Raw genomic sequence first — 22,902 nt, forward strand, 5'->3', positions numbered from 1 at the left:
AGGTCCGAGCGCTCCTGCGGGAATGCGTGCTGGAAGAACTCTTCGCCGGTAAAGTACTGGAAATATGGGTCGTGGACCCAGCGCTCGCACACCCCCTCATCGGACAGCCCGTAAATGTGCTTGAGCAGCAACAGCCCGATCATGAAGCGGCTCGCGATCCCGGGCCGACCATTCTCGCTGTAGAGCGGCGCGATCTCGCCGTCGATCCAGTCCCAATCGACCTTGCCGGCGAGCTGAACCAGCTCGTGCTTCATATTGATGATTTGGTCCAGCCTGGCCCGGAACAGATCGCCCGATCCCGTCGTCCTGTGCTTCTTCGGTCGCATCGCCACCTCCGATGCGATGACGGAATCATGGTTGGCGATTCGACCGAATCCTGAAAATGAAATTGCAAGGTTCCGACGCCCGAAGCATCAAACCCCTGCAAACGCAAAACAGTCCACAACGACAAATGCGATTCTAGCTCAATCGCTTAGCCACTCTTCACGGACGACTACGGCCGGCGTGAAGTTCTCGGCATGGACATCGGTCCCTCGGAGGCCGAGACGTTCTGGACCGCGTTCTTGCTCAAGCTCGCTCGGCGCGGGCTTCGTGGCGTCAAGCTCGTGATCTCCGATGCGCATGAGGGCATCAAGGCCGCCGTCAGCAAGGGGCTCAACACCGCCTGGCAGCGCTGCCGCGTGGGATCGTTGAAAAAGTCCGAATTGACTGATTCCATTCTTGTCGGCGATTCGCGATCGGCGGAGCAAACGAGATGCTGGGGCGCAAGGAGCGGGATCAGCTTGAGCTCTTCATCACCGGCTCGCTCAAACAACTCGTCCCAGACGAGCACGTGCTGGCGCGGGTCGATCGTGTGCTCGACCTGACTTGGCTAAGGCAAGAGGTCACCGACTGTTACTGCGCGAATGACGGCCGGCCCGGCATCGATCCCGAAGCGGCGGTACGGCTGATGCTCGCCGGTCTGCTCAGCGGCATCGTGCACGATCGCAAGCTGATGCGTGAAGCTCAGGTCAACATCGCGATCCGCTGGTTTGTCGGTTATGGCCTGCATGAGCAACTACCGCACCATTCAAGCCTGACGCGCATTCGCCAGCGCTGGGGCGAAGAGCGGTTCCGTAGGATCTTCAAGCGCACGGTCGAGGCCTGCCTGAAGGCCAAGATCGCCACTGCGGAGGTGGTCCACATCGATGCGTCGCTGATCCGCGCCAATGTGAGTTGGGACAGCCTCACCGAGCAGCATGTGGTGGATGTCCTGAGCGAAAATCAAAACGAGGATGAAAGCGAGGCTGAGAAAACGGGCCGACAGAGTGGCAAGTACAAGAAGGTCTGCACGACCGACCCCGATGCGACGATGGCCACGAATGCCCGCAACCGGCGGCTGGAGCCCTCTTACAAGCAGCACACGGCCGTCGATGACAAGGTCGGAGTCATTTTGGACGTCGCGGTCACAACTGGACAAACGAACGAAGGCGAGATGATCGAGCCGCAAGTCGACGAGGTTGAAGCGATTACAGGCATTGACATCAAAACGGTCACCGCCGATGCCGGCTATGCCTACGCTAAAGTATACGGTGCTCTCGAACGGCGCGGCATCGATGCCCTGATCCCAGCTAAAGCTGAACCGATCAAGAGTCGCGTACCGCTCAGGCGCTTCCGGTACGACGCCAAGCACGACATCCTGAAGTGCCCGCGAGGACGTGTCTTGCGGCCCGCGCGACCCATCAAGCACGGCCGTTTCTTTTACTCAAAGGCAAAGGATTGTGCCCGGTGTCCGCTCAAGGGTGATTGCCTATCGAAGGGGCGAGTTAATAAGGCAGTTGTTGTAGGGAACGATTATCCGGCACTGCTCCGCGCCCGGCGCCGTCGCGAACGATGGAGCTGGCAGGATCGACGGCTCTATCAGCGTCATCGCTGGCGTTCAGAGGGCTTCCATGGCGAAGCCAAGACCTGGCATGGGCTGGCGCGCGCCATACGGCGTGGTCTACCGAACATGAAGATCCAGGCCTATCTGACGGCCGCCGCCATCAACCTCAAGCGGCTGGCAGCCGCTCTTGTTGCGCTTCTTTTGTGCTTGATCGCCTCCCTCGACGCGTCTCCGTCGGCATCGCGCGGAGTGCCGGGTTGATGTGAAGGCATGAATGGGCCGGTCGCTGCATCGAGCGGATTCGGTGAACCACTTGTTCAACGACCCCCGCGTCCACTTCATGGGCAACGTCCTGGCCCATGCCGGCAAGAGCGGAAGACGCGTCGTCTCCGCCTTCATCGCCACCGCCTTTGCCCAGGACGATGCCGAAGCGGCCAGGGCTCAGTGGCGCAAGGTCGCCGACCAGCTCCGTCCCAAACTGCCAAAGCTCGCCGCCTTCATGGATGAGGCCGAGCCAGACGTGCTCGCCTATATGAGCTTCCCGCCTCAGCACCGTGCCAAGCTGCATTCGACGGATGAGATGGACAAGCGATTTTTACGGATGAGATGGACAAGCGATTTTTAAATGATCGCCCCGATGACTATGCGGAAATCGCGTCCATTCTTTTGTTCGGCCGCGGCGCGGGCCATTCTTCCGTCCCGGCCACCGATCTCGCAGCCGCCGCGCGCAGGGTCGGTCAAGGCTGGCCGCGTTTGCGGCCACCGCACGGCTTGGCCTTGACCGGCCCGAGCACGGCGGCATGCTGGCGTGGAACGGGACTGCATTCCTGGCTGGCACTGCCGTCAGCGGCGGTTATGGTTGTCCGGCGCGGGCGACCTCGTGGCGAAGCGTGACGCGTCGGCTGAAAGCGTCACCGGACTGCCTATTTTGTCCTGCCGAGCTGAGGCGCCCGCGCGCCAGGTTTTGGCCGCCGCGGTTTCCATTGCGACACCAATTGTTCGTAGTTTCGCTCCGCCTGGGCGGCAATCAACATCTCACGGTCGCGCAGCGCCTTGATGTTGTAGGCATAGGCTGGTCCGCAGCCGGCTGCCCTTCTGTTGCGGATGTCCAGCTTGAAGTTGCATTGCGCGGGTCTTGTTGGCGACCAGCGCCGGACGCGCCCACAGCTAATCTTCGCCCTTCGTCAACAAATGCCAGCAGAGCACCGTGAGCTTGCGAGCCACGGCCACCGCGGCGACCTGATGGCCACGCCGGGCGCGAATCCGCACGAAAAAAGCATGCAGTGGACCGGGCGCCTTGGCCGCGGCCGAGGAGGCCTCGACCAGCATGGCGCGCGCGTGACTGCGGCCGATCTTGCTGATGCGACCGTGATGGGCGGCTCCCAGTCCCGACTGCCGCACCCGCGGGTTCAGCCCGAAATAGCTCACCAGCTTCGGCGGGCTGTCGAACCGGCTGATGTCGCCGATCGCCGCCACGATGCCGGCGGCGACCGCCAGATTGACGCCGGTGATCGTCATCAATCTGTTGACCGCGAGGTCGTCGATGGCGTCCTGAGCGATCTCACGGTCGAGCAGAGCCAGGTCTTCCGCCAACCGGTCAAGCTCACGGACATGCCGATCGATGGCCGCGCGCTCATCGTGCGGCAGCTGTTGGGCGGCCAGCCACGCCCGGCCGCGGGCGTTGAAAAGATCGGCATGCGGGCACTTCGGGATTAGGTGCGCGTGCAGGATCGAATGCACCTCGTTCTTGAGCCGCGTGCGATGCCGCACGACCTGGTAGCGCCGCGCCACCAGCCGACGCTTGCGTTCGGTCTCCGCGTCAGGCGTCCAGATCTGCGGCAGGTACCCGGCCGCCTGCAGACTGGCGAGCGTGCCGGCATCGATCTTGTCGGTCTTAACGTGAGCCTGGGCGATCGCCTTCACCTGCAGCGGATTGGCGATAATCACCCGTGCCACGAACGGCGCCAGAACCCGCGACACCGCCATGCTGTTGGCAGTCGCTTCGAGCACCACCTCATCACTGGCCAGCAGGGTCTTGCCAAATCCCTCCAGCGCAGTCCGCGTCATATCGATGCGGCCCGCATGTCGGAGCCTGCCGTCCTCCCAAAACACCACCTCGCCGAAAGTTCGGTGGACGTCGATGCCAATCACCCGTCGCATTCGCACCTCCTGCCAGACATAATGACGGGAGCTGCGGGCGACACGACAACTACGGATTCGCGCTCCCAGCGCAACCGGGCGAGTCGCAGAGGCGGCCAGCTACTAACTCGAGCTCTCGGCTCATCGAATAACATCGGCCTGCCCGCACTTCGTGCTCCCGGTGCCTCTGTCCCGATGGTCGCACCATACGCCACGATGTAGAACACCGCAGCGGGAACGTTGGCACCGAGACATCTCATACCGGTTACCAATCCGATCGAGCGCCTCAACGGCGAGATCAAGCGGCGGACCGAGGTCGTCGGCATCTTCCCAAATGAAGACGCCATCGTTCGCCTGGTCGGCGCGATCCTTCTCGAGCAGAACGACGAGTGGGCGGTTCAGCGGGCCCGCTACATGACGCTGGAAACCATCGCGCCGTTGAGCGATGATCCCATCGTCGGCTTGCCCGCCGTGGCAGGCTGATGCCTTCCGACCCGCCGGAAATTCGGCGGTGACCTGCCGTCAGCTACACCACGCCATGGGAGTACGTCATGCCAAGCTGATGATTGCTTGTGGGTGCAAGTCCCATCCGGCCAAAGCCGTAGCAGGCAAGCCGGGACCGAGTCTTGCGGGCGTCGCGGCAACGCTGGGGTCCGAAGTGTAGACAGGAGTCGTGCGGGGTGCGGGAATGAGCCTCGAAAGGTGGATGTTCGCGGAGGCCGAGTGTGTTCCCTAAGCACGAAGGCTGCATGAGCATCGTCGATACGCGAGACGATGCCGCTCCGTCGGGGTCGATGGCCGCATCACGCACGGAAGGCAATCATTGGAACATGAGAGGCCCGACCGGGGCCGCTGGATTGGTCTCCAGGGCAAGGCACTGCCAGAGCCGTTGTCCGAGCTGAGGTCGGGAGTCGGACTGGTCCATACTACCTGTGAAGTCGTCGAAGGTAACGAGACGCATGGAGGGAAGGGACCAGCCCGAGGGGAGCCTGCGCGAGGAGGCCAGGGTCCGGACACAGAGCCGGGTTACCTTGCCGCCGAACCTCAAGCGGGTGAACGCGGCAGCCAAGCAAGCTGCCCAAACCCGGTTCACGGCCCTGCTGCACCATGTCGAGGAAGACGCTCTTCTTCGGGCGTTTCGACGACAAAAGCGGCAGGCCAGCGCGGGGGTCGATGAGGTGACGGTGGCGAAGTACGAAGAGAGGCTGACGGATAACCTCCGCGACCTCTGCGGACGGGTCCACTCCGGTCGTTACCGGCCACAGCCGGTGCGGCGCGTCTACATCCCCAAAGCCGATGGCGGTAAGCGGCCTCTCGGCGTGCCGGCGCTAGAGGACAAGATTGTCCAAAGCGCGGTGGCCGAGGTGCTGAGCGCCGTCTACGAGGCCGACTTCCTCGGGTTCTCCTATGGCTTCCGGCCGGGGCGGAATCCTCACATGGTGCTTGATGCTCTGCATACGGCGATCATGAGCCAGCACGTGAACTGGGTGCTCGATGCCGACATACGCAGCTTCTTGGACGTGGCTTCATAATACCCCCTGGTTCATGCGGTTTGGTCGAAAAGGGCCGGCTTGCGGGGCTAAGACCTTGATGGGGAGTCCTTTTTGCTTCCCGCGCACAACGTGCACGGCTTCGAGTTCGCCGCGCTTGACTCGCTGCAAGACGGTTTGGCGCGAGACCCCGAGCGCCCGCATAGCCTCGCGCATCGGCAGAAAGTCGTCGGACGTTTCACCGTTGAAGCGGGCCTTGAGTTCATCGGTCAGGCGAATGCGCCAGGGAGCGCCTGGCGTGAGCTGCTCGCCGGCGATAATGCCGTCGTTGAGCAAACGATGGATCGTCGAGGGAGCGACACCAAGCGCGGCGGCGGCTTGCTTGATGGTCAAAAGATCGCCGGCGGCTTGCGGTTTATCTTGGAAGCCTGGGATCTTCCAGTGCCGGCGTAAATTACCGACGCGGTTGCGGTCGAAGCGGTGGCCGTAGGCCGTTGTGCGGCTCTGCCGGTTGAGGATGCCGGCGATCACGGCATCGGGATAATGCACTGCCAGTCGTCGCAGGAGCGCAACTGTATCCTCGTCGGTGCGGATCGTCGCTGGCCGCGATCGGGGCAGGCCGAGATCAATCTCGGTCAGCGCGCCGCCCTTCCAGCGCAGCGTCAAATGGGCGGCAAAGGCCTCGCGATCGACTTTGACGATGACCTCGTCGAGGAGCGTCCGCAGCAACTCTTTCCGGTCGCGCGGCGTCGTCGTGCTTGCGTTCCAGACGGAGACGAGATCAGGTCCGAGCGCGAGCAGGCGGTCACGCTCCTGTTGGCTGATCGTATGGGGGCGAGCAGCCTCACGACGCGCAAGATCGGCCTTGGCGGCCTCCAGCGCCTTCAGGCACGCTTCCCACTCTCGCTCGAGACCGCGCGCGACGAGACGGTTATCGGGATCGACGGCGCGATAGCGCCGTTCTGCACGCCGGGCTTCGTAGCTGGCGCGTTCCGCGGCAAGTCGCCATTGCTTGAGCCCCGCCTCGCGATCCGCCTCAAGCCGTTCCGCGGCGGTGAGTGTCGCGGTCAGCTTTGCGGGTTCTAAGGCGGCGATGAACGCTTGGGTGATGGCGTGGTCGATTTGAACGCCGCCGATATTGAGGCAGTAGACGCCTCGGTTCTCGACCAGCACTTTGCCAGCACAGTGATAGCCTGGCGAAGCATTGCGTCCGCGATAGTGGGTGTGCAGGCGGCGGCTGCAATGGCCGCAACTGGCAAGACCTTGCAGGAGGGCGCCACCCTCTCTCACGGCACCGCCGCCCTTGTGCGGCTGAGGTCGCGTGTTCGCGGCGAGACGTTGCTGATTTGCTTCATAGGTCTGCCAATCGATGAAGCCTGGATGATGCTCGGGGATGAGAACCTGCCATTGGGAACGCGGCAAGAATCGAATCCGCTGCTTGCGCGCGCCAGTGCCATCGAGAATCGTCTCATGGCGCGTTTTGCCATAGACATAGGCGCCGGCATAGACGGGATTGGTCAAGACCTGGTGGATGGCGGTGTAACTGGCCTCGACCCAGCGGATCTCGGCGCGGGCGTGCAGCTGCAGCGGGAACGTGAGCCCCTCGGACCGAAACCAGAGCCAAACGCGACGTGCCGATCCCATCTCGGCAAAGCGCGCAAAAACATGGCGAATGGCGGTAACGACAGCCTCATCGGGATGGAAGCGGACCTCGCCATCAGTCTCGCCCCAGACGAAGCCGACCGGCAGACCGCGGCGCAGTTCGCCGCGCGCCGCCTTGTTGCGGATTCCACCGTTGAGGCGAGCCCGCAGCACGTGCAGTTCGGCTTCGCTCATCGTGCCTTTGAGCCCCAGCAAGAGACGGTCATTGAACATGGCCGGATGATAAATGCCGTCGGCATCGCCGATCAGCGTGTCAATCCGGCCAGATCAATCAGGCGGTACCATTCGGCGTTATTACGCGCGAGCCGCGAGACTTCGAGACCGAGCACCAGTCCGACGCGCGCGAGCGCCACTTCGGCGGTGAGGCGGGCAAAGCCCGAACGCGCCACCGTGCCCGAACCGGAGAGGCCAAGATCCTCGTCGATAACGATGATGCGGTCATCGGGCCAGCCGAGGTCGCGCGCTTTGCCGACAAGTGCATATTGCCGCTCGGTCGATTCGCGGTTGTGCTCGACCTGTGCGGCGCTGGATTGGCGCAGATAGACGACGGCCTGTCGAGAGAGATGAATTGACGTAATCTTGACGTGCTCATTCATCGCTTGCCTCCGTCGCCGGGCCGCTCTGAAGCAGGCGTGACATGAGGCGCGCCAGAAGCTCGATTGCCGCGATGCGGGCGGCTTCGTCGATTTGGTCCCACGCGACTGGCGCGCTTGGTGGAACCTCGGGCTGATCGAACAAGTCCAGGTTCAATTGCATGGCGGCTCTCCTTGCACGGCGCCGACTCGGCACCCCGGATGCAAAGAGCGTCGACCAGCTTGCGCAAGTGGAGCAAATCACCGAGCCTGCCGAGATCGTGGACAGCGTCATCGGCATCGATTGGCGGCGTGCCTCCAAGCGGCTCCACCTTCCAATCGGTCCAGCTCGCCGGAATCAACGACCGACTGCCATCCGGCAGAACCGTGAGGAGAAAGTGGATGCCGCGCCGCCTGATGGTACTGATGACGGCCAGCGTCCGACCTTCGAAAGCGTGACGCGTGCGCGTGATCGTTACCGAAGCCGGAATATCTTGGCGATGGGCAGTCTGTGGCCGCTTCCTTCGACTCGGTCGACCACGAGTGGCTGTTGCGGATGCTGGCGCACAGGATCGCCGATCCTCGCATCTTGCAGCTCATCGGGCTGTGGCTGCGAGCCGGCGTTCTTGAGAGCGGCGAGAAGCAAGAGACGGACAGGGGCACGCCACAAGGGGCGGGCATCAGCCCGCTCCTTGCCAACATCTTCCTGCACTACATCCTCGATCTCTGGACCCAGAAATGGCGTCGTCGCCGCGCACGCGGTCGTATCGTGATCGTGCGCTACGCGGACGACTTCGTCATGGGCTTCGAGAACAAGGCAGATGCGCGGGAAATGCTGTTGGCCCTCAAGGCGCGGCTGGCCAGCTTCGGCCTGACGCTCCATGAGGACAAGACGCGGCTGATCGAGTTTGGCCGGTTCGCGGCCCTCTCGCGTCAGCGGCGGGGCGAGCGGCGGCCAGAGACCTTCGCCTTCCTCGGCTTCACCCACTACTGCGGGCGGACCCGAGATGGCCGGTTCATCGTGAGGCACAAGACGGAAGGGAAACGCCTGACGCGCAAGCTGACGGCGTTGCGCCAGGAGACCTGGCGGCTCATGCACGCGCCACTGGCCACGCAGCACGAGTAGTTCGCCGCCGTTCTGCGCGGGCACTATGGCTATTATGGCAGGCCGCACAATTATCCAGCGCTCAACGGCTTCTACCGCGAAGTGCGTCGGACCTGGCTGCGTTGTCTGAGACGGCGTAGCCAGAAAAGTCGGCGCATGGGCTGGCCGGAGTTCGAGACCCTGACGGCACGCTTCCGCCTGCCAACTCCACGCATCACTCGCACATGGGCGCAGGCGCGGATATGACGCGGGTTACCCTCGGGAAGAGCCGGGTGCGGGAAAGCCGCCTGCCCGGATCTGTGAGGGCAAAGCCAAATGGCCGAGCTACTCGACCACGATCCCGCGACCCGGCCCCAGAGCGCGTGATCTACACATGTGACGGTTTGAGTCGCACGGAACGGACCGTCTTCAGTGATCTTTTCGTTGGCTTCTCCCCTTTAGCAGTCCCGGATTTCGCATTTTCGTGATCACGGGCGCCTCCGGTGGCATCGATGGGCGGTGATTCTGACAAACGCGGCTAAATCAGCAGATCCAAGTTCAAACCAGCGCGCACACTTGTGCCCCGTTCCCCCAGAGAACGCCGCAACGAAATCGCAACGAATTGGGTGAAACGACCGTGAACAAAACGGGACGGTAACCGCTGCCACCTCGATAAAAATCAATAACTTAGAAGATATTCACTGCGTTCGGGACGCAGGGGTCGCAGGTTCGAATCCTGCCACTCCGACCATTCTTCCAAAAGTCGACGTTTTCCAAAGTCTTGGCAGACCGGCTGCCGGCGCGTCAGGACGCCTTTTTGCAACGATTTCGGGATTGGGTCCACGGCCGATTTGGCGGGGCAGGGTGGCCTGTCGCGGTAGCATGGCTTGCCAGAAGCGAGCGCCGGCGGTTCCGACTTGCGGAGCTAGGTCAGGGGCCTACCGCCGCGCCATCAGCACACCCACCAAAAACGCCACCATCAGCGCCGGGCCGTGGTGCCTCGCCGGTTGCCCTCCAGTCATCCCGACGGCTAGATGAGTCCCAAGCTGATCGCGCGCCTGAGGCGCGATCGGCCAATAACAAAAACAGGGCTGGAAATCATGAACAATAAAATCATCGCGCTCGCTACGGCTTTTGGCTTCGCGGCCTGCGGGTCGGCATGGGCCGCGTGGCCCGACGACAAGCCGATCGAAGTCGTCGTCGGCTTTGCGCCCGGCGGCGGCACCGATGTCATGGCGCGCAAGCTCCTTCCCTTTGTCGAGCGTGTGCTGGGCGGCAAGGCGAAGTTCGTCGTCCTGAACAAGCCCGGCGCCGGCGGAGAGATCGCGTTTGCGTCGATCGCGCGCGCGGCGCCCGAGGGCTATTCGATCGGTGTCGTCAACGTGCCAGGCTACAACTTCCTGCCGATGACCCGCAAAACCCAATACACCACGGATGAAATCCGGCTGGTCGCTCGCGTCGTCGAAGATCCGAATGTCATGGTGGTGCCTGCCGATAGCAGATTCAGCAATCTGCCGGATGTCGTTGCCGCACTGCGCAGCAAGCCGGGCTCGGTGACCTTCGGTCACAATGGTGCCGGCACGAACGGTCATCTGGCCATTCGCATGCTTGCGGCAGCCGCGAAAGTCGAGCCCAACGAGATCTCCTACAGAGGAACGGCCGCACAGCGGACCGATCTCCTGGGCGGGCATCTGGACGTCGGCATGGTCACCCTCAGCGAGATCCCCGAATTGCATGGCACCAACAAGGGGCCACTTCGTGTCATCGCGATCCTGTCGAAGAAGCGCTTTCCATCGCTGCCGGGCGTTCCGACGGCAGAGGAGGCGGGCTTTCCGGTCATGACGACGGCGGAACGCGGCTTCGCGGTCCCGAAGAGCGTTCCGGACGACGTCGTTAGGAAGCTGGAAACCGGGATTGCCGAAGCGCTGCGCAATCCCGAGTTCGTGACGAGCTCGCCCGGCGACGAGCCGGTGATCGCCTTCCTGCCTGGCGCCGAGTGGCAGAAACATCTCGACGATATGTCCGCAGCTTTACGTCCTTACGCCGAGCAGATGCGAGCAGACGGGCAGAAGTGATCGATCCTTCCGTAGCCGGCGGCTGTTGGGAGACTACCGCCGCGCCACCAGCACGCCCAGCAGAAACGGCATTGGCCGGCTCTCAAAACCAGAGGACGAAGCCGCCCTAGTGTGGATATCGTCGCAAGTCGTGACTTTCACGATTCCTCGCTCTCGATTCGCACTCCGAATTTTAGCGGAAATTAGCTGACAACCTACTTCTGCAGCTCGCCTCGGTGCTGCGGAGCAATCCCTGCTGGTGCGCCCCGCCAACGCAAACGGCGCGGCCGTGATCGACCGCGCCGCTGTGATCTTCTGATGTGAAGGGCCCTATTCTTCGTAGGGTGCGTAGGCTGATGTGCCCCAGCGAGGCCCGTCATAGCCGTAACCCGGGCCCGGGTAACCGTAGGTGTTGGTGGGGTGCCAATCGCCGATGCGCTGGCATTGGCCGATGCCGGCCATCAACTGGCCGCCGCTCATGGCGGGCCCGGCGGCGCCGACTGCTTCTCCAGCCGGTGGGGTGCACGGGCCGGGACCGCGTCCCGCAGCGAGGCTGGGGCTTACAGTTGCGAGCGGCAAAATCGCGGCCAGAGTTGCGGCGACGCTCACGAGTTTCGTACGTGTCATGGTTGTCTCCATGTTCGAGGCTTAACGGGGGACCAATCCCTCCTGCCGCGAGACGTTCCGCGCGGAACGGTCGCGTTTTCGCGAGCAAAAAAGGTTTCCTCGGGTTTCACGGAACGCCGCGATTTCCATTGACATGAGCGCGTCATCGCGAGCGCGCATCATCTGCGAGCGACCAGCACACCGACCAGAAAGGCCACCAGCAGCGACGGCAGCGGGGCGTCGCGCACCATGCCGCGGACGACGTCTTGCCAGTGCTGCTCCGGCACCAGTCTCGGCGATCGCACGTTGGGCGCGGGCTGGATACCCCAGTGTGATGCGAGCTCGGCGACCTCGCTTTGCGCGAGGCGCACGCCGTCGCGGACGCGATAGATCGCGGCCTCGGACCGCTCACGCGGTGCGAGCAGCATCAAGGTCTCGACCGCGGTGCGCAGCGTCATCTCGCCGTAGCCTTGCAGCCTGACCTGCTCCTCGGGATCGGACGTCATGCAAAATCCCTCACAGCGTCAAATTCTTCACAATGAGAAATGGCGCGCGATGGTGAAGGCCGCCGCCGTGCACAGAACCAGCGTGGGCCCGGCCACGTCGCGCGCGAGATCGGCGCGCGTCAGCTGCCTGCTCATGGTCTTGCTCCATGCTTTGCATGGAAATGGCCGCCGCCGCGCTTGGTTCCCTGCGCCGGCGCGAATCGGCAGGCCGACTATTTCCGCAGCAGCTCGCTCAAGGCCGCCGTCGCTTCGGCGCAGCGGATGTCGTCGATCTCCCGCGACAGGCTGAGCGCGCTCGATCTCAGCTCCTCGAGCTTCCAGCTGTCCGGATGCTGGTTTTCGAGCTGACCGAGACGCTTGTTCAGGTCGTCCAGTCTCGATTGAAGCTGCCCGATGCTGGCGGCCCCATTCACTTTCCAAACGCGTTGTGCGCGCATCGTCGTTCCCCTGATAGTCTCACGGCCTTGTGAGAGCGGTTCATGGCCGGAATGGGAGTTTGTTTTGTCCGGCTTCAGACGGCGGGGAACCGTTGCAGATCGGCAACGAAGTTCCTGTTTGGTGCTCACCCAGCGCCGCACGATGATACCCGCAGGCCCGGAATTTGATTGTGCCCTCAGTACGGGGCGCCGAGGCGGCCTGTGCGCGCGGGTGATAGGCTCTGGCCGGGCGCACTCGAAAAAGATGAGGAACGACGCGTGACGAGAACTGTGACCATTGCAGCCGGCCAGCTCGGACCGATCGCGAGGAGCGAGTCGAGGTCCGCGGTGGTGGCGCGACTGATGGCGTTGATGCGCGAGGCGCGGGCCTGCGGCTGCGACCTGATCGTCTATCCCGAGCTGGCGCTGACCACGTTCTTTCCGCGCTGGTACTTCGAGGACCAGGCCGAGATCGACAGCTTCTTCGAGCGCGAGATGCCGGGTGCCGAGACACAGGCGCTGTTCGATCTCGCCCGCCAGCTCGGCATCGGCTTCTGCCTCGGCTATGCCGAGCTGACGCTCGAGGCCGGGATCGTCAGGCGATACAACACGTCCATCCTCGTCGACAAGAGTGGCGCGATCGTCCTGAAATATCGCAAGGTGCATCTGCCCGGCCATGCCGAGCACGAACCGTGGCGCGAATTCCAGCATCTGGAGAAGCGCTATTTCGAGCCCGGCAGCGGCTTCGGCGTGGTCGATGCCTTCGGCGGCGTGATCGGCATGGCGATCTGCAACGACCGCCGCTGGAGCGAGACCTATCGCGTGATGGGCCTGCAGGGCGTCGAGATGGTGCTGATCGGCTACAACACGCCCGTGCACAATCCGCCCGCGCCGGAGCATGACGATCTCTCGCTGTTCCACAATCATCTGGTGATGCAGGCCGGTGCCTATCAGAACGGCACTTTCGTTGTCGGCGTCGCCAAGGCCGGTGTGGAGGAGGGCGTCGACCACATCGGCGGCAGCTGCATCATCGCGCCCTCGGGCGAGATCATTGCGGCCTGCACGACAAAGAGCGACGAGATCGCGCTGGCGCGCTGCGATCTCGATCTCTGCAAATCCTACAAGCGCACCACCTTCAATTTCGACGTGCACCGCCAGCCGCGCGCCTACGGCATGATCGTCGAGCGGAGGGGCGTGACGATCATGGCGGATGGGACGCCGGTGCCGCGGAGGGGGTGACGCTCTCTCCTTCGTCATTGATTCCTTTCACGACCACGTGTGTTTATTCGGAAACGTTCATTCCCTATTATCCCGCAATGCAAAAGACCGCCCGCCACTCCCGACCTGCCGCCCGTCTGCCCGGCCGTCCCCGGGAATTCGACATGGACACCGCGCTCGACCGCGCCGTGCGCGTGTTTCGTGAGCGCGGCTATCATGCCACCTCGATCGGGGACCTCACTGCGGCGATGCGGCTCGCGACGGGAAGCATCTACAAGGCGTTTCGCGACAAGCATGCGGTGTTTCTCGCCGCCTTCGAGCGCTACACGGCCCTGCGCCAGCAGCAGACCCGCAGCGCGGCGGCGCGTGGTGCAAACGGCCGCGAGCAAATCCGCAACGTGCTGCTGTCCTATGTCGAGCATTCCCGGGGCAGCGAGGGGCGGCGCGGCTGCCTCGTGGTCGGCAGCGCGGTCGAACTGTCCGCGCTCGATCCGGTCGTGGGTGCCCGCGTCAGCACACAGCTCGCGAGCAACGAGAGCTTCATCGCCGGCCTCATCCGCGCCGGACAGGCCGATGGCTCGATCCCCCGCCATGTCGTAGCCGACGACACCGCGCGGCTGATGCTCTGCATCACGCAGGGAATGCGCGTCGTCGGCAAGGCGCGTCTGCCGCTCGACGCAGAGCGTCTCGTCGGCGCCGCAATGAAGCTGCTCGCCTGAATTTTTTGTCAGAATAGGGAATGACCATTCCCTATACCTTACCTAACGGCCATTCCTGCGCCTTACCTGGAGACCATGCGAATGACGATGAATGCCACGATCGAGACCGCGCCGGGGCCGGATGCGGTGTCGCAGCGCCTGACCTTCGTGCTTGCCGCGGCCTGTGGCATGGTCGCCGCCAACATCTATTATGCGCAGCCGCTGATCGCCCCAATCAGCGCCGCGCTCGGCCTGTCGCATGCAGCTAGCGGGCTGATCGTGACGATGACGCAGATCGGCTACGGCACCGGGCTGCTGCTGATCGTGCCGCTCGGCGATCTCGTCGAGAACCGCGCGCTGATCTGCTCGGTGATCATGCTCGGCGCCGCGGCGCTGCTCGCCGCGGCGTTCGCAACCCATGCGCTGCCGTTCCTGCTCGCCGCACTGTTCATCGGCCTCGGCTCGGTCGCGGTGCAGATCATCATCCCCTATGCAGCGCATCTGGCGCCCGAAGCCATCCGCGGCCGCGTCGTCGGCAACGTCTCGACCGGCCTGATGCTCGGCATCATGCTGGCGCGTCCGGTGTCGAGCTTCGTCACCGCCTTGCTGTCGTGGCACGCAGTGTTCTTCGCCTCCGCCGCGCTGATGATCGTGCTCGCAGCCGTGCTCTGGATGGCGCTGCCGAAGCGCAAGCCGGTCACGCGGATGCATTACGGCCAATTGCTGCTGTCGATGCCGGACCTGGTGCGGGCCACGCCGCTGCTGCGGCGCCGCGCGCTGTACCAGGCGAGCCTGTTCGGCGCCTTCACCCTGTTCTGGACGGTGGCGCCACTCCAGCTCGCCGGCGAGTTCGGCTTCTCCCAGCGCGGCATCGCGCTGTTCGCGCTGGCCGGCGTCGCCGGCGTGTTCGCAGCACCGATCGCCGGGCGCCTCGCGGACCGCGGCCATAGCCGGATCGCGACGCTGGTCGCGATGCTGCTCACGGCCGCCGGCTTCCTGGTGACCTCCATCGGCGCGTCCGGCTCGATGCTGAACCTCGCCTGTCTGGTGGTGGCCGCGATTGCGATCGATATCGGCGTCCAGGGCAATGTGGTGCTGGGCTTCCGCGCCATCTTCGCGCTCGGGCACGAGCACCGCAGTCGCCTCAATGGTCTCTACATGGCGACGTTCTTCGCCGCCGGCGCGGTCGGCTCGGCGGTCGGAGCATGGGCGTTCGCACAGGGAGGCTGGACGCTCGCATCGGCCATTGGCCTTGCTTTGCCCGTCGCGGGGTTGCTCTACGCGCTGACCGAGTAGCGGCCGTCGCCCGAACGGTGCGACCGACCTCGGGATGACGCAATTTGCATCTCGCGGATTGGTTGCGGTTGTAGTACTTTCGTCGCAACGCACCTGGTTAACGGGCGGCAGGGGGATGCTGATGAAACGTGCGGGGCTGTTTGGCGCACGGCGGGTACGGCCATGGTCGTGGGGGGCGTTTCTGCTCGGGCTCGCCGTCGTCGCGGTTTCGGCCGTGGTTCAGGGCATCTGCGTCCTGCTCGGCGCAAAGTTCTATTTCGCAGCGTTCCTGCCCGGCCTGTTCGTGCTTGCGCTGATGGCGGGTGCACCGGCGGCGGCATTCGCCGCGCTGCTCACCGTGCCGCTGGTGTGGTGGGCGTTCATCCCGCCGTTCTTCGAGCTCAATGCGCTGACCAGCGCGCATGCCGATTCCATCAACCTGTTCTGTCTTCTTGCCGTCCTCCTGATCGGCCTTGCCGATCTCTGCCGCGCGACGATGACAATCGTCAGAAGCGGCGGGCTGAAGCCTTCGGGCGAGAGCGCGGCAACGAATCCGCAATAGATCGCGCCGCGCGCGTTGCGCCCGAGCAACAGTCCGGCAACCATCCGCGAACTTGCCGCGCGCCGCTAACTTTTCGAAAAAGATTTGGCCGCAGTTTCTCCCGCGGGAATGACGAGGGAGTTTTCGGACATGAACGGTCACGCCATCCTGGAGAACGTGCGCCGCTACCGCGGCATCGCATCGCTCTATCGCCAGACCGCAGCGTTCCGCCCGGGCCAGAGCTGGTCGCTGCTGGAGCAGGCGAGCGAGTGGGAGGCGCGGGCGCTGTCGGAGCTGGAAGCCTATTTCGCCTCGCGCACGGACCACACCGCCCCGCTCGCGGCCTAATCGCCGGCCATCGGCGCGCCCTGAACCGGCTCGCCGAAGGCGCGACCGCCACGGGCAACTACGGAGTTGTCTCCGCATCCTTCTATGCTAGCAACGGCTGAGAGATTCTTCTTCACGTCGGCCGGGGCACGCGATGACCACCTTCAACCGCATCTTCACGACGGAGCGCCTGCTCCAGATCATCGTGGTGCTGGCGGCGACGCTCGCCATGAAGCTGATGAGCTGAGCGAAGGCCGGCTATCGTCCGCCTAGCTCGGGCAAATCAGGCAGATAATTCGAGCCTTCCGAGCCGAGGAAATCGAACATCGCCTGCGCGGGCGGCAGCAGCACCTTGTCGCTGCGGCGGATCACGTACCATTGCCGCACGATCGGCAGGCCCGCGACGTCGAGCACGACGAGCCGGCCCTCGGCGAGCTCATGCGCCACGGTGTGAGCCGAGATGAAGGCGATGCCGAGCCCGGCGATGACCGCCTGCTTGATGGTCTCGTTGCTGCTCATCTCCATGCCGATGATCGGCTCGAGATCCGATTTCTGGAACATGCCCTCCATCAGCGTCCGCGTGCCCGAGCCGGGCTCGCGGGTGAGGAAGGTCTCGTGCACGAGATCGGTCAGGCTGAGGCCGGAATCCTTCTCCAGCCAATGGCCCTTGCGCGCGACGATGATGTGCGGGTTGCGCCCGAGCTGGCGGACGTCGACGGTGACGTCGGCCGGTGGCCGACCCATTACCGCGAAGTCGAGGTCGTAGCCGTGCATGGCCTCGCGGATCTCCTCGCGATTGCCGATGGTCAGCTTGATCTCGATCTTGGGGTGCCGCTTGGAGAACGCCGCGATCGCGTGCGGCACGAAATATTTCGCGGTCGAGACCGCGCCGAGATGCACGGTGCCGCCGGTCCGCCCCGCGAGCAGGTCGAGCGCGCCCTGGCAATCGGTGATCGCGGCTTCGACCCGTTCGGCCAGCGCCAGCACCTCCCTGCCGGCTTCCGTCAGCAGCATGCCGTCGCCGGTTCGCTGCACCAGGGGCAGGCCGGCCAGGTCCTGCAGCTGCCGCAGCTGCTGGGTCACGGCCGGCTGGGTCAGCCCGAGATGGCTCGACGCCGCCGTCACGCTGCCTTTGGCCGAGAGCGCCGCAAGCGAGCGCAGCTGCCGGATCGTCAGATGCCGGAGCTGGGCCGCTGCATGGCCGGCGCCATTATAAGAAAATTCTTTGAGGCTCATTATGATTAGAAATTTTCCTTATTAAGCCGCTCCTGTCAATCTCCTGAATGCCGGCACTGACCGTGACCTGCCTCCACCAGGAGGGAATGGTTGCGGCACCGGCAAGGGGATGGACGCAGATGACCGGGCAACTCAGGCTGGACGACCACCTTCAACGGTATTCTGAGACCGCGCCGCATGCGTTGGCCGTGGCAGCCGCGGTCGATGCCATCGCGGCCGCGGCGATCGAGATTGCCGATCTCATCGCCAGCGGCGATCTCGCCGACGCCTCGGGCCTGACCACCGGGCGCAACAGCGACGGCGATCTCCAACGCGACCTCGACGTCCAGGCGGACGCGATCCTGCGCCGCTGCCTCGGCCGGCTGCCGATCGCGGCGCTGGCGTCGGAGGAGATGCGTGAGGCCCAGATCGTCGATCGTCAGGGGCGAATCTGCATCGCGATCGATCCGCTCGACGGCTCCTCCAACATCGACATCAACATGACCGTCGGCACGATCTTCTCGATCCTGCCGGCCCCCGATGATCTCTCACTCGCCTTTCAGCAGCGCGGCTCGGCGCAGCTCGCGGCGGGCTTCGTCACCTACGGCCCGCAGACCTCGCTGGTGCTGACGCTCGGCGACGGCGTCGACATCTTCACGCTCGACCGCAAGGCGGGCTGCTTCCGCTTCGCGCGCAGCGGCGTGCAGATCGCCGAAGCCTGCGAGGAGTTCGCGATCAACGCCTCGAACCGCCGGCATTGGGATCCGCCGGTGCGCGCCTTCATCGACGAATGCCTCGCCGGCGTCGACGGGCACGCCAACCACGATTTCAACATGCGCTGGATCGGGTCGCTGGTCGCGGAGGCCTATCGCATCCTCACCCGTGGCGGCGTGTTTCTCTACCCTTCCGATGCGCGGCCCGGCTACGGCGACGGCCGCCTTCGCCTGACCTACGAAGCACACCCGATGGCGATGATCATCGAGCAGGCCGGCGGCTCGGCCTCGACCGGGCGCGAGCGCATCCTCGATCTATCGGCGCAGAGCCTGCATCAGCGCGTGCCGCTGATCATGGGCTCGAGCAACGAGGTGCGGCGCGTCGAGGAGCTGCATTGCGATCCGCTGCTGGTTGCCAGCGTCTCGGCGCCGCTGTTCGCGCGGCGCGGATTCTTCCGGCTCTGAGCGAGGCGTCCGATGTCCAGGAAGCATCCGATCATCTCCATCACCGGCTCCTCCGGCGCCGGCACCACCTCCGTCAAGAAGACCTTCGAGCAGATCTTTTTCCGCGAGAAGGTCAACGCCGTCTACATCGAGGGCGACGCCTTCCACCGCTACGACCGTGCCGAGATGCGTGCGCAGATGGCGAAGGAGGCCGAGCGCGGCAACAAGCACTTCAGCCATTTCAGCCCCGAGACCAATTTGTTCGAGGAGCTGGAACGCGCCTTCCGCGATTACGGCGAGACCGGCACCGCGGTGACGCGGCACTACGTCCACGACGCCGCGGAATCGGCGCTGCATGGTGCGGCACCAGGCACCTTCACCGACTGGAAGCAGCTGCCGGAGGATTCGGACCTTCTGTTCTACGAGGGCCTGCACGGCGCCGTAGTCACCGATAAGGTGAACGTCGCGCGCTATGCCGACCTCAAGATCGGCGTCGTGCCCGTCATCAACCTCGAATGGATCCAGAAGCTGCACCGCGACCGCAGCGCACGCGGCTATTCGACCGAGGCGGTCACCGACACCATCCTGCGGCGGATGCCCGACTACATCCACTACATCTGCCCGCAATTCACCGAGACCGACATCAACTTCCAGCGCGTCCCGACCGTGGACACCTCCAATCCATTCATCGCGCGCTGGATCCCGACGCCGGACGAATCGATGGTGGTGATCCGCTTCAAGAATCCGCGCGGTATCGACTTCCCCTATCTGCTCTCGATGCTGCCGCAGAGCTGGATGTCGCGCGCCAACTCGATCGTCTGCCCCGGCGCGAAGCTGGACCTGGCCATGCAGCTGATCCTGACGCCGCTGATCATGCAGCTGATCGAGCGCAAGCGCAGCCTGAAGTGAACAGGGAGAGACTCCGATGAACATCTCCGTCCATGCCGAAGCTGACCTCAATGCGGTCACGCATAACGATCTCGCCAATGCCGTCCGCTTCCTCGCGGTCGATGCCATCGAGGCAGCGCAGTCAGGCCATCCCGGGCTGCCCATGGGCATGGCCGACGTCGCGACTGTGCTGTTCTCGCGCTTCCTGAAGTTCGACTCGGCGCATCCGAACTGGCCGGACCGCGACCGCTTCGTGCTGTCGGCGGGGCACGGCTCGATGCTGCTCTATGCGCTGCTGCATCTCACCGGCGGCGATATCAGCCTCGACGACATCAAGGCCTTTCGCCAGTGGGGCTCGAAGACGCCGGGCCACCCCGAATATGGCCACACGGCTGGTGTCGAGACCACGACGGGACCGCTGGGCCAGGGCATTGCGACCGCGGTCGGCATGGCGCTCGCCGAGCGGATGGCGAATGCGCGGCATGGCGATGGGCTCGTCGATCACTTCACCTATGTTATCGCAGGCGATGGCTGCCTGATGGAAGGCCTCAGCCATGAGGCGATCTCGCTGGCCGGTCATCTCGGGCTCGGCCGGCTGATCGTGCTGTTCGACGACAACGGCATCTCCATCGACGGTCCGACCTCGCTGGCGACATCGGACGACCAGCTCGCGCGCTTCGCTGCCTCCGGCTGGTCGGTGCGCCGCGTCGACGGACATGATCCCGAAGCGGTGGCGCAGGCGATAGCGGAGGAGCGGGAGACCGCGAAGCCGTCGCTGATCGCCTGTCGCACAATCATCGGCTATGGCGCGCCTGATAGACAGGGCACCGAGAAAGTGCATGGCGCGCCGCTCGGCACCGAGCAGACGGCAGCGGCGCGGCGGACGCTGGGTTGGGACTATCAGCCTTTCGTGGTGCCGATCCCGGTGCTCAAGGCTTGGCGGATGATCGGGCAGCGCGGGCAGGTCGACCGCCTCGCCTGGCTCGATCGTTACGAAGGTGCGACGCCGGAGCAGCGCGACCTGTTCGTCGAGGGCAAAGCCGCGGCTCTGCCCGCCTCCTATGCGCTGGCCGCGGCGAAATTGCGTGAGTACTTTGCATCCGAGCGGCCGAAGCTGGCGACGCGGCAGGCCTCGCAACAGGTGCTCGAGGGAATCGCTGGAACAATTCCCGGCCTGGTCGGCGGCTCCGCGGACCTCACCCATTCGAACCTGACGCATGCCAAGGCGCAGGCGCCGGTCAAGAGCGGTGCGTTCGCCGGCGACTACATCCACTATGGCATCCGCGAGCACGGCATGGCCGCAGCGATGAACGGCCTGGCGCTGCATGGCGGCTTCATTCCCTATGGCGGCACGTTTCTGGCGTTCTCCGACTACAGCCGGCCGGCGATCCGACTTGCGGCCTTGATGCGGCTGCGCGTCATCCACGTGATGACGCACGACTCCATCGGTCTTGGCGAGGATGGTCCGACGCATCAGCCGGTCGAGCATCTGGCCGCGCTCCGCGTCATTCCGAACCTGCTCGTGTTCCGCCCCGCCGATGCCGTGGAGACGCTGGAGGCCTGGGATTGCGCGCTCGCAGCAGAGCATCGCCCCTCAGTGCTGTGCCTGTCGCGGCAGGCGTTACCGACCTTCCGCAGCGATGCGCGCGGCAGAAACCGCGTCGCGAATGGCGCCTATCTCGTCGTCTCGCCGGATGGCGGCCGCGACGTGACGCTGATCGCAACCGGCTCGGAAGTCTCGATCGCGCTGGAAGCCGCACGCCTGCTCGCGACCGAGCACGTTCGCGCCGCCGTGGTCTCGGCTCCGTGTTTCGCACTGTTCGAGGAGCAGCCGGAGGATTACCGCGCCTCGGTGCTCGGCACCGCGCCGCGCGTCGGCATCGAGGCAGCTGTCGCCGGCGACTGGCATCGCTGGATCGGCGCTGACGGCGAATTCGTCGGCATGCGCGGCTTCGGCGCCTCGGCCCCCGCCCCGGTGTTGTACCGCGAATTCGGCATCACACCGCAAAGCATTGCGGAAGCGGCTCGCCGGGCGATGGCCCGCAAGAGCCAATAAGGAGGACGAATCTTGGCCCGTATCACCCTTCGCCAATTGCTCGATCACGCTGCCAGCCACGGCTACGCCGTGCCGGCGTTCAACATCAACAACATGGAGCAGGGCATCGCGATCATGCAGGCGGCGGCCGCGGTCGATGCGCCGGTCATCATCCAGGCCTCGCGCGGCGCGCGCAGCTATGCCGGCGATCTCATGCTTTCGCACATGATCGACGCGCTGGAGCGGACCTATCCCGACATTCCGCTCTGCATGCACCAGGACCACGGCAATGACGAAGCGACCTGCGCCTCGGCCATCGCCCATGGCTTCACCTCCGTCATGATGGATGGCTCGCTCAAAGCCGACGCCAAGACGGCGGCCGACTATGACTATAACGTCGCGATCACGCGCCGCGTCGTCGATCTCGCTCATTGGGTCGGCGCGTCCGTCGAAGGCGAGCTCGGCGTGCTCGGTTCGCTCGAGCACGGTGGCGGCGAGCAGGAGGATGGTCACGGCGTCGAGGGCAAGGTCGGCCACGACCAGCTCTTGACCGATCCGGACCAGGCCGTCGACTTCGTCCGTGCAACCAAGGTCGATGCGCTCGCGATCGCGATGGGCACCTCGCACGGCGCCTACAAGTTCAGCCGCAAGCCGGATGGCGATATCCTGGCGATGCGGGTGGTGGAGGAGATCCACTGCCGGCTGCCGAACACGCATCTGGTCATGCACGGCTCGTCCTCGGTGCCGCAGCCGCTGCAGGACATGTTCAACCAGTTCGGCGGCGAGATGCCGCAGACCTGGGGCGTGCCGGTCGAGGAGATCGTTCGCGGCATCCGAAGCGGCGTGCGCAAGGTCAATATCGACACCGATTGCCGGCTGGCGATGACCGCGGTGTTCCGGAAGGTGGCGGCGGAAGCGCGCTCCGAATTCGATCCGCGCAAGTTCCTGAAGCCGGCGATGGACGCAATGCGCGAATTGTGCCGCGAGCGGTTCGAGCAGTTCGGTACCGCAGGCCACGCCAGCAAGATCAAGGTCATTCCAATGAGCGAGATGGCGCGGCGCTATCGCGCCGGCGAGCTCGATCCGCGCATCGACGCCCGCGAGCCGGTTGCGGCCTAGCCAATCAGAAAGAGCAGAGAAAAGAGCAGGAGAGAG

21 protein-coding genes and 4 pseudogenes are annotated in these 22,902 nt (G+C 64.5%); 16 read left to right on the forward strand and 9 right to left on the reverse strand.

All coding sequences use genetic code 11. The features are described from left to right. On the reverse strand, positions 1–326 hold a 326-nt coding region (locus I6F36_RS14495), incomplete at its 3' end, for a transposase (protein WP_225171638.1). Between the two features lie 171 nt (positions 327–497). Here I6F36_RS14495 and I6F36_RS14500 point away from each other — a divergent pair. The 3 genes and pseudogenes from I6F36_RS14500 to I6F36_RS14510 form a co-directional block, all read left to right on the forward strand. Continuing rightward, a pseudogene (locus tag I6F36_RS14500) lies at positions 498–695 on the forward strand (transposase); the annotation flags it as partial. A 59-nt stretch (positions 696–754) separates the two neighbouring features. Next, entirely contained in the window at positions 755–2,125 is a 1,371-nt protein-coding gene (locus I6F36_RS14505) for a transposase (protein WP_225127598.1), read from the forward strand. A 67-nt stretch (positions 2,126–2,192) separates the two neighbouring features. Continuing rightward, positions 2,193–2,453: pseudogene (locus I6F36_RS14510) on the forward strand (transposase); the annotation flags it as partial. 334 nt (positions 2,454–2,787) lie between these two features. Here the strand turns inward: I6F36_RS14510 and I6F36_RS14515 are convergent. Next, positions 2,788–4,006: pseudogene (locus tag I6F36_RS14515) on the reverse strand (IS110 family transposase). A gap of 264 nt (positions 4,007–4,270) precedes the next feature. Here I6F36_RS14515 and I6F36_RS14520 point away from each other — a divergent pair. Together I6F36_RS14520 and I6F36_RS14525 are read left to right on the forward strand one after the other, a co-directional pair. Further along, a pseudogene (locus I6F36_RS14520) lies at positions 4,271–4,486 on the forward strand (transposase); the annotation flags it as partial. Between the two features lie 476 nt (positions 4,487–4,962). Then, positions 4,963–5,535 carry a reverse transcriptase domain-containing protein gene (locus I6F36_RS14525; protein ID WP_225171639.1) on the forward strand — a complete coding sequence of 191 codons (573 nt, stop codon included), beginning with the start codon at positions 4,963–4,965 and terminating at the stop codon, positions 5,533–5,535. Here the strand turns inward: I6F36_RS14525 and I6F36_RS14530 are convergent. From I6F36_RS14530 to I6F36_RS14540, 3 genes are read right to left on the reverse strand one after another with little or no spacing between them, the layout of a single operon-like run. Further along, positions 5,530–7,368 (reverse strand): recombinase family protein, encoded by a 1,839-nt coding sequence (locus I6F36_RS14530; protein WP_225143539.1) that lies wholly within the window; start codon positions 7,366–7,368, stop codon positions 5,530–5,532. The genes I6F36_RS14525 and I6F36_RS14530 overlap by 6 nt on opposite strands. 32 nt (positions 7,369–7,400) lie before the next feature. After that, complete coding sequence (locus tag I6F36_RS14535; RefSeq protein WP_225143541.1) at positions 7,401–7,751, reverse strand: recombinase family protein; 351 nt, start codon at positions 7,749–7,751, stop codon at positions 7,401–7,403. Further along, complete coding sequence (locus I6F36_RS14540) at positions 7,744–7,911, reverse strand: hypothetical protein (RefSeq protein WP_225127594.1); 168 nt, start codon at positions 7,909–7,911, stop codon at positions 7,744–7,746. The genes I6F36_RS14535 and I6F36_RS14540 overlap by 8 nt, the downstream gene beginning before the upstream one ends. Positions 7,912–8,238: 327 nt before the next feature. Between I6F36_RS14540 and I6F36_RS14545 the strand changes: the two genes are divergently transcribed. Then, on the forward strand, positions 8,239–8,853 hold the full coding sequence (locus I6F36_RS14545; RefSeq protein WP_225143543.1) for a reverse transcriptase domain-containing protein: 615 nt from the start codon (positions 8,239–8,241) through the stop codon (positions 8,851–8,853). 1,058 nt (positions 8,854–9,911) lie between these two features. Further along, positions 9,912–10,886, forward strand: coding sequence for a tripartite tricarboxylate transporter substrate binding protein (locus tag I6F36_RS14550; protein ID WP_036003826.1), 975 nt, complete (start codon positions 9,912–9,914; stop codon positions 10,884–10,886). 309 nt (positions 10,887–11,195) lie between these two features. Here the strand turns inward: I6F36_RS14550 and I6F36_RS14555 are convergent, their stop codons facing one another. From I6F36_RS14555 to I6F36_RS14565, 3 genes are all read right to left on the reverse strand, one after another. Further along, on the reverse strand, positions 11,196–11,492 hold the full coding sequence (locus tag I6F36_RS14555) for a hypothetical protein (protein ID WP_146207753.1): 297 nt from the start codon (positions 11,490–11,492) through the stop codon (positions 11,196–11,198). Positions 11,493–11,650: 158 nt separating this feature from the next. Further along, positions 11,651–11,977 (reverse strand): hypothetical protein, encoded by a 327-nt coding sequence (locus I6F36_RS14560; protein ID WP_036003836.1) that lies wholly within the window; start codon positions 11,975–11,977, stop codon positions 11,651–11,653. 212 nt (positions 11,978–12,189) lie between these two features. Further along, a complete protein-coding gene (locus tag I6F36_RS14565) occupies positions 12,190–12,543 on the reverse strand; it encodes a hypothetical protein (RefSeq protein WP_225112605.1) in 354 nt (117 codons plus the stop codon). A 129-nt stretch (positions 12,544–12,672) separates the two neighbouring features. Here I6F36_RS14565 and I6F36_RS14570 point away from each other — a divergent pair, with 129 nt between their 5' ends. From I6F36_RS14570 to I6F36_RS14590, 5 genes are all read left to right on the forward strand, one after another. Then, positions 12,673–13,632 (forward strand): N-carbamoyl-D-amino-acid hydrolase, encoded by a 960-nt coding sequence (locus I6F36_RS14570; RefSeq protein ID WP_225139711.1) that lies wholly within the window; start codon positions 12,673–12,675, stop codon positions 13,630–13,632. Positions 13,633–13,709: 77 nt separating this feature from the next. Next, on the forward strand, positions 13,710–14,330 hold the full coding sequence (locus tag I6F36_RS14575; RefSeq protein WP_311735362.1) for a TetR/AcrR family transcriptional regulator: 621 nt from the start codon (positions 13,710–13,712) through the stop codon (positions 14,328–14,330). Positions 14,331–14,411: 81 nt separating this feature from the next. Next, positions 14,412–15,605: an MFS transporter gene (locus I6F36_RS14580; protein ID WP_225171640.1), complete on the forward strand. Its 1,194-nt coding sequence runs from the start codon at positions 14,412–14,414 to the stop codon at positions 15,603–15,605. A 121-nt stretch (positions 15,606–15,726) separates the two neighbouring features. Then, a complete protein-coding gene (locus I6F36_RS14585; RefSeq protein ID WP_036003874.1) occupies positions 15,727–16,146 on the forward strand; it encodes a hypothetical protein in 420 nt (139 codons plus the stop codon). Between the two features lie 129 nt (positions 16,147–16,275). Beyond that, positions 16,276–16,473 carry a hypothetical protein gene (locus I6F36_RS14590; RefSeq protein WP_036003876.1) on the forward strand — a complete coding sequence of 66 codons (198 nt, stop codon included), beginning with the start codon at positions 16,276–16,278 and terminating at the stop codon, positions 16,471–16,473. Between the two features lie 237 nt (positions 16,474–16,710). On the opposite strand, the gene I6F36_RS14595 is transcribed toward I6F36_RS14590, so the two are convergent. Further along, on the reverse strand, positions 16,711–17,688 hold the full coding sequence (locus I6F36_RS14595) for a LysR family transcriptional regulator (RefSeq protein WP_225171641.1): 978 nt from the start codon (positions 17,686–17,688) through the stop codon (positions 16,711–16,713). A gap of 119 nt (positions 17,689–17,807) precedes the next feature. On the opposite strand from I6F36_RS14595, the gene I6F36_RS14600 reads away from it, so the two are divergent. Genes I6F36_RS14600 through fba form a run of 4 tightly spaced genes read left to right on the forward strand, consistent with a single transcriptional unit; the run spans position 17,808 to position 22,866 of the window. After that, entirely contained in the window at positions 17,808–18,845 is a 1,038-nt protein-coding gene (locus tag I6F36_RS14600; RefSeq protein ID WP_036003852.1) for a class 1 fructose-bisphosphatase, read from the forward strand. A gap of 12 nt (positions 18,846–18,857) precedes the next feature. After that, a complete protein-coding gene (locus I6F36_RS14605; RefSeq protein ID WP_225171642.1) occupies positions 18,858–19,733 on the forward strand; it encodes a phosphoribulokinase in 876 nt (291 codons plus the stop codon). Between the two features lie 16 nt (positions 19,734–19,749). Beyond that, entirely contained in the window at positions 19,750–21,768 is a 2,019-nt protein-coding gene (gene tkt / locus I6F36_RS14610; RefSeq protein ID WP_225171643.1) for a transketolase, read from the forward strand. 12 nt (positions 21,769–21,780) lie between these two features. Then, positions 21,781–22,866 carry a class II fructose-bisphosphate aldolase gene (fba, locus tag I6F36_RS14615; RefSeq protein WP_225139707.1) on the forward strand — a complete coding sequence of 362 codons (1,086 nt, stop codon included), beginning with the start codon at positions 21,781–21,783 and terminating at the stop codon, positions 22,864–22,866. Positions 22,867–22,902 lie beyond the last annotated feature (36 nt).

The organism is Bradyrhizobium sp. BRP19, from assembly GCF_020194195.1.
In the GTDB taxonomy this organism is placed as follows: Bacteria; Pseudomonadota; Alphaproteobacteria; order Rhizobiales; family Xanthobacteraceae; genus Bradyrhizobium; species Bradyrhizobium yuanmingense.

Coding starts and splice junctions, on each gene's coding strand:
- I6F36_RS14505 (WP_225127598.1), top strand. CDS start 755: ATGCTGGGGCGCAAGGAGCGGGATCAGCTTGAGCTCTTCATCACCGGC.
- I6F36_RS14525 (WP_225171639.1), top strand. CDS start 4,963: ATGGAGGGAAGGGACCAGCCCGAGGGGAGCCTGCGCGAGGAGGCCAGG.
- I6F36_RS14530 (WP_225143539.1), bottom strand. CDS start 7,368: ATGTTCAATGACCGTCTCTTGCTGGGGCTCAAAGGCACGATGAGCGAA.
- I6F36_RS14535 (WP_225143541.1), bottom strand. CDS start 7,751: ATGAATGAGCACGTCAAGATTACGTCAATTCATCTCTCTCGACAGGCC.
- I6F36_RS14540 (WP_225127594.1), bottom strand. CDS start 7,911: ATGCAATTGAACCTGGACTTGTTCGATCAGCCCGAGGTTCCACCAAGC.
- I6F36_RS14550 (WP_036003826.1), top strand. CDS start 9,912: ATGAACAATAAAATCATCGCGCTCGCTACGGCTTTTGGCTTCGCGGCC.
- I6F36_RS14555 (WP_146207753.1), bottom strand. CDS start 11,492: ATGACACGTACGAAACTCGTGAGCGTCGCCGCAACTCTGGCCGCGATT.
- I6F36_RS14560 (WP_036003836.1), bottom strand. CDS start 11,977: ATGACGTCCGATCCCGAGGAGCAGGTCAGGCTGCAAGGCTACGGCGAG.
- I6F36_RS14575 (WP_311735362.1), top strand. CDS start 13,710: ATGCAAAAGACCGCCCGCCACTCCCGACCTGCCGCCCGTCTGCCCGGC.
- I6F36_RS14580 (WP_225171640.1), top strand. CDS start 14,412: ATGACGATGAATGCCACGATCGAGACCGCGCCGGGGCCGGATGCGGTG.
- I6F36_RS14585 (WP_036003874.1), top strand. CDS start 15,727: ATGAAACGTGCGGGGCTGTTTGGCGCACGGCGGGTACGGCCATGGTCG.
- I6F36_RS14590 (WP_036003876.1), top strand. CDS start 16,276: ATGAACGGTCACGCCATCCTGGAGAACGTGCGCCGCTACCGCGGCATC.
- I6F36_RS14595 (WP_225171641.1), bottom strand. CDS start 17,688: ATGAGCCTCAAAGAATTTTCTTATAATGGCGCCGGCCATGCAGCGGCC.
- I6F36_RS14600 (WP_036003852.1), top strand. CDS start 17,808: ATGACCGGGCAACTCAGGCTGGACGACCACCTTCAACGGTATTCTGAG.
- I6F36_RS14605 (WP_225171642.1), top strand. CDS start 18,858: ATGTCCAGGAAGCATCCGATCATCTCCATCACCGGCTCCTCCGGCGCC.
- tkt (WP_225171643.1), top strand. CDS start 19,750: ATGAACATCTCCGTCCATGCCGAAGCTGACCTCAATGCGGTCACGCAT.